The following is a 12,738-nucleotide window of genomic DNA, read 5'->3' on the forward strand; positions in this document are numbered from 1 at the left end:
ATGCGTGCCCTTCTGCGTCTACCGCTTGCCCTGATGATCGCCCTGACCGCGATCCCGGGCGCGTATGCGCAGTCCAAGGGCAAGCAGGACAGCACGGTGCTGCCGATCTGGAACAAGGGCAGTGGCAAGGTCGAGGCGCTGCTGTACCTGGAGCCCACCGGTGAGCAAAGTGCCGGCGCCCGCTGGCACTTCGGCCGCAGCTCGCTCGACGCCGCCTTCGGGTTGTCCTCGGGCGATTCGCTGGGCCTGCTGTGCAACAGCAGCCGCGGCACCAGCATCAGCGGCCTGGCCAGCCACTGCATGCTTGCCAGCCTCGGTGACGATGACGACACCTCCCTGTCGCGCCGGGTCACTGGCACGGCAGCCTTCAACCGTCCCGGTGGCCGCCTCGGCATCACCGCCGGCAGCGGCCGCGACACCTTGCCGGCATGGTTGGCAGGGCCGAACAAATCCCCGGCGATGCGCGCCGAACAGAACGACCTGACCGTGTTCGGCCAGAAGAACATCGGCCGCGAGGGGTTTGTGTCCATTGGCGGCACCTATGCCAAAGCGCGCCTCGTGCCGTTGTCCGACATGTCTCCGGCCCTGGTGGACCGCTGGGACAGCAAGAGCCTGACCATCGGTGCAGGCTATGGCAATTTCAGCGGGAACATCATCGGCCGGGTGGTCGATGTCCCCGGCCAGCCCGGCAAATGGGAAGGGCTGGGCGTCGGCCTGACCTGGCGCACGCCGTGGAGCGGTCAACTGACCGTCGGCGCCGAAAACGTCATCACCCGGGGCAAGAACCCCTTCGCGCCGCGCAACGAGAGCACCGAAGAGGGCACCGTCCCGTACGTACGCTACGAGCAGGATCTCTGATCCCCCCGACAGCGGGCATCGCCCAACAAAAAACGCGCCCACCGGCGCGTTTTTTTGTGCCTGCGCGTCCCGAGGGGGGCTGGGCTGCCTCCCTTGCCGACCGGCGATAGCGGCTCGATGGGAGACGTTCGCATTCATGCCATAGCGCGTCTGAACTGAATAGGAACCTTGATACATTCGGTGACAAATTTGTCGTCGAATTTTCATCACACAGCCTTAATGATTGAGGCCGGAATCGCGATCTGTCTCACCAAGCCATTGTTTTACATGTAACTTTTCAAACTTCACGCCGTCCACATCGTTTGTTAACGATGCTTTAATTCTTTGGAATCCGCAGTTACTATCGAGTCAGCCTCGTGGTCTTTGAAGCGCCCTTTCGCTTCGCCACAGGCAGACACCCCAGTGAAGTACCCAAGATTCCCCTTGGAGAGAGAGAGCAAATGAACGTTAAGTCCAACCCGCTGCGTGATGCAGTGGTGGTCGCGCTGATCGCGTCCGCCGCTGTTTCCACCGCGCAGGCGCAGGAAGCCGCCAACCCGACCAACCTGGACCGCATCTCGGTTACCGGTTCGCGCATCAAGAGCACCGACGTCGAGACCTCGCAGCCGGTCCTGAGCCTGAGCCGTGCCGACATCGAAAAGCAGGGCGTCACCTCCGTGGCCGACATCCTGCAGCGCATCTCCGCCAGCGGCGCTGCCCTGAACCGTACGTACAACAACGGCGGCGACGGCAGCTCGGGCATCAGCCTGCGCAACCTCGGCAGCGAGCGCACCCTGGTGCTGGTCAACGGCCGTCGCTGGACCACCGGCATCACCGGCAGCGTCGACCTGAACACCATCCCGACCGCGATGGTCGAGCGTATCGACATCCTGAAGGATGGCGCCTCGACGATCTACGGCTCGGACGCCATCGCCGGCGTGGTCAACATCATCCTGAAGAACAACTTCGATGGTGCCGAAGCCAACGTCTACAAGGGCCAGTACAGCCAGGGCGACGGCGAGCGCGACGCCTATGACTTCACCCTGGGCACCACCACCGACCGCGCATCGCTGATGCTGGGCGCTTCCTACGTCAAGGAAGGCAAGGTCATGGCCGGTGACCGTGCGATCTCCGCCGGTGGCCCGCCGTTCTTCAGCGGCCAGAGCACCACCGGCGTGCCGGGCTCGTACATCCGCAACGGCGACCGCTACGTGATCCTCAACGGCGTGGAAACCCTGTTCGATTCGGACATCCACGGCTACAACACCTCGCCGGACAACTACCTGCTGACCCCGCAGGAACGCACCTCGCTGTTCGCGACCGGCTCGTACAACCTCACCGACAACATCACCTTCAAGACCGAAGCGCTGTACAACGAGCGCAAGTCCGAGCAGCTGCTCGCGGCGATGCCGGTGACCGGCCAGCGCCTCAGCGCCAACAGCATGTACAACCCGTACGGCGTTGACCTGACCAGCGTTGCCCGCCGCTTCAACGAAACCGGCGGCCGTTCGTTCAACCAGAACGTCAAGAACTGGCACTTCTACGGTGGCTTCGAAGGCTTCTTCGAATTCGCCGGCCGCACCTTCGACTGGGATGCCGGTTACCGCTACGACAAGACCGACGAGAACGTGCTGACCTACGGCCTGTTCAACCGTGCCAATCTGGCGAACGCCTACGGCCCGTCGGAAATGCGCGACGGCAAGCCGGTCTGCGTCACCGCACCGGGCGGCGCCGTGATCGCCGACTGCGTGCCGGTCAACCCGCTGGGTCCGGAAGGCTCGATCTCGCAGGACGCGATCAACTACACCGCCTTCACTGCGCACGACTCGTCGGCCCTGGTCTCGAAGGGTTACTACGCCAACATCTCCGGCACCATCGTGCCGCTGCCGGCCGGTGACCTGGCCTTCGCTGCCGGTTACGAATACCGCAAGGAAAGCGGCCAGTTCGATCCGGATGCGTTCATCGCTTCGGGCCTCAGCACCGGCAACGGCGCCAAGCCGACCAAGGGTGGCTACGACCTGGACGAGGTCTACCTGGAACTGTCGATCCCGGTGCTGGCTGACCTGCCGGGCGCCAAGCTGCTCGACTTCAGCGCCGCAACGCGCTACTCGAAGTTCAGCAACTTCGGCAACACCACCAACAACAAGTTTGGCTTCCGCTGGAAGCCGATCGACGACCTGATGCTGCGCGGCAACTACTCCGAAGGCTTCCGCGCACCGAGCATCAACGACCTGTACGCAGGCGATGCCGATTCGTTCGAAACCTTCGTTGATCCCTGCTCCCTGCACAGCGGCCGCCGTTCCGGCGCGATCGCCCAGCGTTGCGCCGACGAAGGCGTGCCGGGCAACTTCGTGCAGCCGGGTGGCGGCAGCGGTGGTCGTCAGGGTCCGGAAGCCTTCACCTGGACCTCCAACGACAACCTGCAGCCGGAAACCTCGACCAGCAAGACGCTGGGCCTGGTGTGGAGCCCGAGCTTCGTGTCCGGCCTGAACGTGACGCTGGACTGGTGGCAGATCGAAGTTGAGAACGCGATCACCCGTCCGGACATCCAGGACATCGTGAACTACTGCTACACCGGTTCGGCACAGCAGCAGGCCGTTTACTGCCCGCTGATCACCCGCGATCCGACCTACGGCACCGCCGTGCAGAACTACGCCATCACCAACGTGCGCATGCCGCTGCTGAACCTGGCCTCGTACAACGTGGAAGGCTGGGACCTGGGCATCGCCTACCGTCTGCCGGAAACCAGCTTCGGCCAGTTCAGCATCAACCTGGATGCGACCTACCTGAGCAAGTGGGAGACCAAGGCGACCGCCGATGCAGTGGCTGATGGCCGTCAGGGCAACTACCTGAACCAGGATCCGTACTGGCGCATCCGTGGCAACCTGTACGTCGACTGGAGCTTCAAGGACTTCGGCGTCAACTACGGCCTGCGTTACAAGTCGGGCATGAAGGAAGAATGCCCCTTCGATCCGGATGAAGATCCCGTTGCGTTCGCCTACTGCTCCGACGGAGCGGCTGGCAACTACATCGGCGCCACCACGTACCACGACATCCAGTTCCGCTACAACACCCCGTGGAACGGCACCATCAACGTGGGCGTGAACAACCTGTGGGACAAGCAGCCGCCGACCTCGTACGTCGTGGCCTACAACATGTTCGACCCGCAGTACGACCTGCCGGGCCGCTACATGTACATGCAGTACAAGCAGAAGTTCTGATCGATCCACTGATCGGTACCTGATGCAGCAACGGCCCCGAAAGGGGCCGTTGTCGTTTGCGCTGCCGGAGACCGTGCGTGCATGAAAAAGGCCGCGTTTCCGCGGCCTTCTGGTGTTCTCGCCCGCAGCGCCGATCAGCCCGGAATCAGCGTCTCGATCACGTGCTCGACGTAGGCCTCGAAATCCTCGCGGGCCTGCTTGGGCTGCTGCAGCTGCAGCGACAGCTGCAGGAAGCCGACGTACGCGGCATAGGCCAGCCGTGCGCGGTGCTGTGCATCGGTGCGGCTGAGGCCGGCCTGCCGGAACGACGCGACCAGGTACTCCAGGCGCCGATGCGACACGCGATCGATCACCGGGCGCACCATCGGGTGATCCAGCGCCTTGAGCAGCTCGCTGTAGATGATGTGCGGCTGCACTTCATGGGCCACCACCTGGAACAGCTGGCGCAGGCGCACACGCGGGTCGGTCACGTCGGCCAGGCTGCCGAACACCTGCTCCTGCTCGAACAGCTCCCAGCGCTCCAGCGCGGCCTGCAGCAGGGCATCGCGCGACGGGAAGTGCCAGTAGAAACTGCCCTTGGTCACCCCCAGCCGACGGGCCAGTGGTTCGACTGCAACGGCGCCGACGCCCTGCTCGGCAATCAGATCCAGTGCGGCCTGGGCCCAGTCTTCGGCACTCAGGCGGCTGTTGCGGCCGGCACGTGGCTCGCCGGCGGAAGCTTCGGGTTCATTCATGAGGTAATTTAACCATACGCTGGGGTTGGTTGCAGTACGTGGTTGCATCGGCAACCGCCCTATCCCAGTCAGGGCAAGGGATCCGCTCACCATACCCCCAAGTATTGACATCGACCAGCACCGGTCCATACTAGCGAGTATGGTCACTCCTTCTTCTACCCTGCCCCGTTTTGACGATGAGCGACTGACCGGCGCGCACGATGCCGTGCTGGCTGCCACCCGCTCATCCCCCGGGCGTCGTGGCACGGTGCTGTTCGCACACGGCTTCGGCCAGACCCGGCATGCCTGGACCGCCGCCGCGCAGACCCTCGCCGGCGCCGGCTACCAGACCCTGGCCTACGATGCCCGCGGCCACGGCGACTCCGACTGGAACCCCGCCGCCCTGGCCTATCACGGCGAACAGTTCGCCGACGACCTGATCGTGCTCGCCGGTGAACAGCCGCAGCCGCCGATCCTCGTCGCCGCGTCGATGGGCGGGCTGTTCGGCCTGCTCGCCGAGTCGCGCTGGCCCGGCTTGTTCTCGGCGATGGTGCTGGTGGACATCACCCCGCGCTGGGATACCGCCGGAGTCGAACGCATCCTGATGTTCATGACCGCGCATCCGGACGGCTTCGCCTCGCTGTCGCAGGCGGCGGACGTGATCTCGGCGTACATGCCGCACCGCCCGCGCAAGTCCGAGGAGGCGCTGCGCGCCCTGCTGCGCGAGGATGGCCACGGCCGCTGGCGCTGGCATTGGGATCCGCGCCTGGTCGCCGAACTGGCGCGCGACAGCGAACAGCACCAGGACGCGCTCGCCGAGGCGGCGCGCCAGGTGAAATGCCCGTTGCTGCTGGTCAGCGGCGGGCGCAGCACCCTGGTCACCCCGCAGACGGTGGCCGAATTCCTCGCGCTGGTGCCGCACGCTCGCCACGTGCAGTTGCCGGAGGCCACCCATATGGTCGCCGGCGATGACAACAGCGCCTTTACCGCTACTGTGTTGGACTATCTGGACGTGTTGCCCTCGGCCTCCGCCGTGGCACAGTCCGCCACTACCGAGCACGTCACCGGAGCACGCTCATGAGCATTGTCGTTCCCTTCCTGGCCCTCCTGCTGGCGGGGGCCATCGTCGCCTACCACCGCATGCGGCTGATCACCTGGACGCTCGTCAGCGTCGCGCTTCTGGTCGCCTGCTGGTTCATTCCCTACGTCAACCAGACCGCCACGATCGTGGCTGCCGCCATCGTCGCGGTGATCGCCGTGCCGTTGCTGCTGCCGTTCATCCGCAAGCCGCTGCTGACCGCGCCGATGATGAAGGTGTTCCGCAAGGTGCTGCCGCCGCTGTCGCAGACCGAGCGCATCGCCCTGGAAACCGGCTCGGTCGGTTTTGAAGGCCAGCTGTTCACCGGCGACCCGGACTGGAACATCCTGCTGAACTACCCCAAGCCGCAGCTTACCGCCGAAGAACAGGCCTTCCTGGATGGCCCGGTCGAAGAGCTGTGCAGGATGGTCAACGACTGGGAAATCACCCACGTCTACGCCGACCTGCCGCCGGAACTGTGGAGCTTCATCAAGAAGAACAAGTTCTTCGGCATGATCATTCCAAAGGAATACGGCGGTCTGGGCTTCAGCGCGCTGGCGCACCACAAGGTGATCCAGAAGCTGGCATCGGTGTCGAGCGTGGTGAGTTCCACCGTCGGCGTGCCCAACTCGCTGGGCCCGGGCGAACTGCTCAACCATTACGGCACCCAGGCGCAGAAGGACCAGTACCTGCCGCGCCTGGCCGACGGCCGTGAAGTGCCCTGCTTCGGCCTGACCGGCCCGTTCGCCGGCTCGGACGCCACCTCCATTCCCGATTACGGCATCGTCTGCAAGGGCGAGTGGAACGGCGAGCAGGTGCTCGGCGTCAAGCTCACCTTCGACAAGCGCTACATCACCCTGGCCCCGGTGGCCACGCTGATCGGCCTGGCCTTCCGCATGTACGATCCGGATGGGCTGATCGGCACCACCCGCGACATCGGCATCACGCTGGCACTGCTGCCGCGCGACACCGCCGGTGTCGAAATCGGCCGCCGTCACTTCCCGCTCAACTCGACCTTCCAGAACGGCCCGATCCGCGGCAAGGGCGTGTTCATCCCGCTGACCCAGCTGATCGGCGGTGCCGAGATGGCCGGCAAGGGCTGGAACATGCTCAATGAGTGCCTGGCCGTGGGCCGCTCGATCACCCTGCCGTCCACCGCCAGTGGCGGTGCCAAGGCCGGCGCGGTCGTGACCGGCGCATATGCACGCATCCGCAAGCAGTTCGGCCTGTCGGTCGGCCGCTTCGAAGGCGTGGAAGAAGCCCTGGCACGCATCGGCGGCAAGGCCTACGCGATCAGCGCGCTGTGCCAGGCCACCGCCGCCGCCGTGGACCGCGGCGACGTGCCGTCGGTACCGTCGGCGATCGCCAAGTACCACTGCACCACCATGAGCCGTGAAGTGATCTCGGACATGATGGATGTGATCGGCGGCAAGGGCATCATCCTGGGGCCGCGCAACTTCGCCGGCCGCAGCTGGCAGGCCGCACCGATCGAGATCACGGTCGAAGGCGCCAACAGCATGACCCGCAGCCTGCGGAGCTTCGGCCAGGGTGCGATCCGCTGCCACCCGTGGGTGCTGAAGGAAATGAAGGCCGCGCAGGATCCGGACACCCGTGCCGGCCTGCAGGAATTCGACCGCAGCCTGTTCGGCCATATCCGCTTCGGCATCTCCAACGCCGTCCGCTCGTTCTGGTTCGGCCTGACCGGCGCCCGGTTCGGTGCCGCCCCGGGCGATGCCTATACCCGTCGCTACTTCCGCAAGCTGGACCGTTACTCGGCCAACCTGGCGCTGATGGCCGACATCTCGATGATGACCCTCGGCGGCAAGCTGAAGTTCAAGGAGTCGTTGTCCGGTCGCCTGGGCGATGTGCTGAGCCACATCTACATGACCAGCGCCATGCTCAAGCGTTACCACGACGAAGGTGCGCCGGCCACCGACCAGCCGCTGCTGGCCTGGGCCTTCCATGACAGCGTGCACAAGATCGAGGAGTCGCTGTCGGCCGCGCTGCGCAACTTCCCGATCCGTCCGATCGGCTGGCTGATGTGGGCGCTGATCTTCCCGTTCGGCCGCCGCGCCGAGGCTCCGGGCGACCGCCTGGGTCACCGCGTCGCCGCGCTGCTCATGGCGCCCAACGAAGCCCGCGACCGCCTGGCCAACGGCGTGTTCCTGACGCCGTGCGACAACAACCCGGGTGGCCGCATCAACAGCTACCTGTCCAAGGCGATCATGGCCGAGCCGGTCGAGCGCAAGTTCATCAAGGCGGTCAAGACCAAGGGCATCGAAGCCCTGGACTTCACCACCCAGCTGGACGAAGCCGTGGCCGAGGGCGTCATCACCCAGGACGAGCGCACCCTGCTGGAAGAACTCCGCGCGCTGACGCTGGAAACCATCACCGTGGACGACTTCGATCCGCACGAGCTGCGCGCGGCCAGCTACTACGACCGCGAGCGCAAGGACGCACGCTCGGAAGCGGCGTGATGCCTGCATCGACGTGAACGGAAACGGCGGACTTCGGTCCGCCGTTTTTCATTGCAGCGGCGCCCGGCCGCTTTCCAGGAGACCCCGATGTCCGCTCCACTGCTCACCCTGTACCGTCGCATGCAGCGCTGGCCCGCAGGCCAATGGCTGTTCGCGCGCGCGGTATGTTTCAAGGCGCCCTACTTCGCCAGCATCGCCCCGCGCATCACCGTGCTCGAACCCGGTCGCTGCGAGGGCCACATCGCGCACCGGCGCAGGGTCACCAACCACATCGGCACGGTCCACGCCATCGCACTGTGCAACCTGGCCGAACTCACCGCCGGGCTGATGGTCGACGCCTCGCTGCCACGCGGCATGCGCTGGATTCCGAAGGGCATGGAGGTGCAGTACCTCGCCAAGGCCACGGGCACCCAGCACGCCGTCGCCACACCCGCCCAGCCGATCATCGCGGCCGACAGCGGCTACACCCTGCCCGTCGACGTCCATATCCGCGACACCGCCGGCACACCGGTCTTCAGCGCCCGCATCCAGATGTGGCTCTCACCGCAGGACCGTTCGCGGAACGCTCCAACCACCGGTCACCTCACCGATCGGTAGGTGCCGACCGCTGGTCGGCACGCTCTGTGCCTTTCAACGCCAGAGCCAGAGCCAGAGCCAGAGCTACAGCCACAGCCCTCATCCGCATTCTCCCGGGCGTGGCCGGCGGGAATGGGGGTACGGGACACACCCGCCAGCCAAGCCGGGGAGAATCCAGATGCGGGCTTTGGCTCTGGCTGTGCCGACCAACGGTCGGCACCTACCGGCGACCTCGCTTACGCCGGCACGAAATGCCAGGCGATCGCGGCCAGGATCGCCGGGACGGCCTGGATGAAGAAGATCCGCTTGTTGACGCTGTAGGCGCCGTAGCAGCCGGCCACGATCACGCAGCCCAGCATGAAGTTGACCAGCATCGGCAGGTGATCGAACAGGCCCCAGAACAGGCCGGCGGCCAGGAAGCCGTTGTACAGCCCCTGGTTGGCCGCCAGCACGCGCGTGGCCTGGGCCTTCTCCGGCGTGTTGCGGAACGTCTTCAAGCCCAGTGGGCGCGTCCACAGGAACATTTCCAGCACGAGGAAGTACACGTGCAGCAGGGCGACCACCAGGGTCAGTATCAGTGCGGTCCAGTACATGGGCAGGCCTCGGAAGGATGGGGAGAGCTTACTCCGGGCGCTCGGCCGGCAGCTTCTTTTCTTCGCGCAGCAGGCCGAACGCGGCAAAAGTCATCAGCCCGGCCACCACCAGCCCCCCCGCAAACAGCACGTGCGAGCCGAACAGCGACAGCCCCTTGTGCACCCACGCAAAGCCCAGGTCCGCGCCGCGGTACACCACCGTATCGATCGCCGCACCGGCCTTGTAGCGCCACTGGCGGTCCACCCGCGTGTACAGCGTCTCGCGTGCCGGCTTGGCCAGCGAAAACTCGCTCGCCCGCGTCATCACCTGCACCATCGCCACCAGCAGCGGCAGCGGCGAAGCCGCCAGCACCGAGAAGCCCACGATGATCGCAAAGCCCGGGATCAACAATGCCGGCGCGATCCCGTAACGCGACAACAGCCACCGGGTCAGCCCCAACTGCATCAGCAGCGTCAGCGCATTCACCGCCAGGTCCACCCGCGAGAAGAATGCCGTACTGGCTGCGGGGTCGGTGTACAGCCGGCGCACGATCGCGGCCTGCTCGTTGTACAACAGCGTCCCGATGCCCACGCCGAACAGCACCATCAGCGCCAGCCAGCGCAGCAGCGGCTCGCGCGCGATCAGCTTCAGGCCGTCCAGCACGCTTCCGCCCATCGGCGTCTCGCCCGACACCAGCTGCTGATCCCGCTCACGCGCCACCGCCCACAGGCGCAGCCGCCAGATGCAGAACAGACATACACCGAGGAAGCCGGCCGAGACCAGCATCAGGTTGGCGATGCCCACCCGCTGCACCAGCGCCGACGTGATGATCGGGCCAAGAAAGGCCCCGATGGTGCCGGCCGCGCCGATGTAGCCGTAGAACGCACGTGCCTGCGTGTTGGAGAACACATCGGCCATGAAGCTCCAGAACACCGCCACCGCGAACAGGTTGAACACCGTGATCCAGAAGAAGAACGCCATCCCGCGACCGGGCACCCCGCTGTCGAACAGCACATAGAAGCCCAGCAGCGTGGCAATGAAGAACCCGTACACCACCGGCAGGAACACCCGCCGCGGATAGCGGCTCACCAGCGCACCGTACAGCGGCTGCATCACCAGCATGATCAGGAACACGCAGGTGAACAGAAACTGCAGCACGAAGTCCTGCAGCGCAATCCCGTGGCCGGCGAACCATGCGATCAGCCCGGACGGGAACAATGTCTGCAGGTCCGCCGAGGCCGCCATCGCCTCGCGTACCGGGCGCAGCACGTAATAGCCGCTCAGCAGGCAGAAGAAGTACACCGATGCCCAGATCAGCGGCGGCGACTGGCGCAGCGCATCGCGCAGCCCCGATCCCCGCACCGGCGTGGCCACGGCGGTCATCGCACCCGCTCCGCGCTCAGGCGACGTCGAAACGGCAGCATCGTGGGAACTCCGGGCGGCAAAGCGCGCAAGGTAAACGATGCACCGCAACATCGCCAGTAGCCGACCGCCGCACCCGCGCAGCGCTGCCCGGCCCACACCGCCCGACCCGTTCACCGTCCGTCTGCCCTATGCTCCGGGGTACACCATCGGGGAGCTGCTGGCATTGGCACGGGACAGGTACGACTACATCATCGTCGGCGCCGGCTCGGCCGGCTGTGTACTGGCCAACCGGCTCAGTGCCGACCCGCAGTGCCAGGTGCTGCTGCTCGAAGCCGGCCCGGCCGACCGCAACCCCTTCATCCACATGCCGGCCGGCCTGGCGCGGCTGGTCAACAACCGGCGCATCAACTGGAACCTGGACACCGAGCCGGAGCCCGCCCTGGACGGCAGGCGCCTGTGGTGGCCGCGTGGCAAGGTGCTGGGCGGATCCAGCGCGATCAATGCGATGTGCTACATCCGCGGCGTGCCGGCCGACTACGACGGCTGGGCGGCTGCCGGCGCCACCGGCTGGGAATGGGCGCAGGTGCTGCCGTGGTTCCTGCATGGCGAGGCCAACAGCCGCGGCGCCAGCGCACTGCACGGCGATGCCGGACCGCTGTCGGTGTCCGACCTGCGCCACCACAACCCGCTCTCGGCCGTGTTCCTGGCTGCCGCCGTGCAGGCGGGCCATGCGCCCAACGATGACTTCAATGGCGTCCACCAGCTCGGCGTCGGCCTGTATCAGGTCACGCAGCGCGATGGCGCCCGCTGCTCCAGTGCCACCGCCTACCTGCGCCCGGCGCGTGCACGGCGCAACCTCACCGTGCTCACCGGCGCCCAGGCGGTGGCGCTGAGCTTCGCCGGCACCACCGCGACCGGCGTGCACTACCGGCGTGGCCGGGAGCATCGACATGCCACCGCATCGGCCGAAGTGATCCTCAGCGCCGGCGCCATCCATTCGCCCCAACTGCTGATGCTCTCCGGGATCGGTCCCGCCCACGCACTGCGCGGCCACGGCATCAGCCCGCGCGTGGACCTGCCCGGGGTGGGTGGCAATCTGCAGGACCACCTGGATATCTGCACGGTCGTGCACACCCATCCCGGGGTGAGTTACGACCGCAGCAACGAGCTGCGCATCGCCATCGACTACTTCCTGCGCGGCCATCGCGGTGCCGGCACCAGCAACCTGGCCGAGGCCGGCGGCTTCGCCCGCTCGGCACTGGCGCCGGACGCACGCGCCGACGTGCAGTTCCATTTCGTGCCGGCCATGCTCGACAACCACGGCCGCCATCGCCTGCCCGGTGATGGCTACACGCTGCATGCGTGCCCGCTGCATCCGCGCAGCCGCGGCAGGCTGTACCTGCGCGATGCCGACGCGCGGTCGCCGCCACGACTGCAGCCCAACTACCTTGGCGATGCGGACGGCCACGACCTGCGGATGATGATCGAGTGCGCCCGGCTGTCCCGGCAGATCCTGGCCCAGCCCGCGTTCGATCCGTGGCGCGGCGCCCCGGTCTTTCCTGCCCGCGACGATCTGGATGATGCGGCCCTGGCCGCGTTCATCCGTGCCAAGGCCGAGACCATCTACCACCCGGTCGGCACCTGTGCGATGGGCCAGCATGCCGATGCCGTGGTCGACCCGATGCTGCGGGTGTACGGCACCCAGCGGCTGCGGGTGGTCGATGCTGCGGTGATGCCCAGCCTGATCAGCGGCAACACCAACGCCCCCACCCTGATGATCGCCGAACGGGCCGCGCAGTGGCTGCGCCAGGACGCGGGATCACGCTGAACAGGGCCCCGCCGCGTCGGCGGCACGGACCGTCGGAGCAGCGCAAAAACCCACGCATTTTCAATGTGAT

Annotated in this window: 9 protein-coding genes; 6 read left to right on the forward strand and 3 right to left on the reverse strand. The window is 66.3% G+C overall.

From position 1 onward, the window contains the following. The first annotated feature begins 33 nt into the window (after positions 1-33). Entirely contained in the window at positions 34-858 is an 825-nt protein-coding gene (locus tag ACPEH8_RS14435; protein WP_208020042.1) for a hypothetical protein, read from the forward strand. Between the two features lie 440 nt (positions 859-1,298). Next, entirely contained in the window at positions 1,299-4,058 is a 2,760-nt protein-coding gene (locus tag ACPEH8_RS14440; protein ID WP_017354612.1) for a TonB-dependent receptor, read from the forward strand. A gap of 134 nt (positions 4,059-4,192) precedes the next feature. On the opposite strand, the gene ACPEH8_RS14445 is transcribed toward ACPEH8_RS14440, so the two are convergent. Continuing rightward, entirely contained in the window at positions 4,193-4,792 is a 600-nt protein-coding gene (locus ACPEH8_RS14445) for a TetR/AcrR family transcriptional regulator (protein WP_017354611.1), read from the reverse strand. Positions 4,793-4,931: 139 nt separating this feature from the next. Between ACPEH8_RS14445 and ACPEH8_RS14450 the strand changes: the two genes are divergently transcribed. The 3 genes from ACPEH8_RS14450 (at position 4,932) to ACPEH8_RS14460 (ending at position 8,923) form a co-directional block, all read left to right on the forward strand. Then, positions 4,932-5,852, forward strand: coding sequence for an alpha/beta fold hydrolase (locus ACPEH8_RS14450; RefSeq protein WP_262071810.1), 921 nt, complete (start codon positions 4,932-4,934; stop codon positions 5,850-5,852). Continuing rightward, positions 5,849-8,326 carry an acyl-CoA dehydrogenase gene (locus ACPEH8_RS14455; protein WP_423667252.1) on the forward strand — a complete coding sequence of 826 codons (2,478 nt, stop codon included), beginning with the start codon at positions 5,849-5,851 and terminating at the stop codon, positions 8,324-8,326. The genes ACPEH8_RS14450 and ACPEH8_RS14455 overlap by 4 nt, the downstream gene beginning before the upstream one ends. A gap of 87 nt (positions 8,327-8,413) precedes the next feature. Further along, positions 8,414-8,923 carry a hotdog fold domain-containing protein gene (locus ACPEH8_RS14460; RefSeq protein ID WP_136003068.1) on the forward strand — a complete coding sequence of 170 codons (510 nt, stop codon included), beginning with the start codon at positions 8,414-8,416 and terminating at the stop codon, positions 8,921-8,923. 215 nt (positions 8,924-9,138) lie between these two features. Here the strand turns inward: ACPEH8_RS14460 and ACPEH8_RS14465 are convergent, their stop codons facing one another. Both ACPEH8_RS14465 and ACPEH8_RS14470 read right to left on the reverse strand, forming a co-directional pair. Continuing rightward, positions 9,139-9,495 carry a DUF1304 domain-containing protein gene (locus ACPEH8_RS14465; RefSeq protein WP_136003067.1) on the reverse strand — a complete coding sequence of 119 codons (357 nt, stop codon included), beginning with the start codon at positions 9,493-9,495 and terminating at the stop codon, positions 9,139-9,141. A 28-nt stretch (positions 9,496-9,523) separates the two neighbouring features. Further along, positions 9,524-10,858: an NTP/NDP exchange transporter gene (locus ACPEH8_RS14470; protein WP_136003066.1), complete on the reverse strand. Its 1,335-nt coding sequence runs from the start codon at positions 10,856-10,858 to the stop codon at positions 9,524-9,526. A 79-nt stretch (positions 10,859-10,937) separates the two neighbouring features. Between ACPEH8_RS14470 and ACPEH8_RS14475 the strand changes: the two genes are divergently transcribed. After that, positions 10,938-12,668 (forward strand): GMC family oxidoreductase, encoded by a 1,731-nt coding sequence (locus tag ACPEH8_RS14475; RefSeq protein ID WP_423667255.1) that lies wholly within the window; start codon positions 10,938-10,940, stop codon positions 12,666-12,668. Positions 12,669-12,738 lie beyond the last annotated feature (70 nt).

Source organism: Stenotrophomonas sp. NPDC077461 (genome assembly GCF_049545475.1).
Lineage (GTDB): Bacteria > Pseudomonadota > Gammaproteobacteria > Xanthomonadales > Xanthomonadaceae > Stenotrophomonas > Stenotrophomonas nematodicola.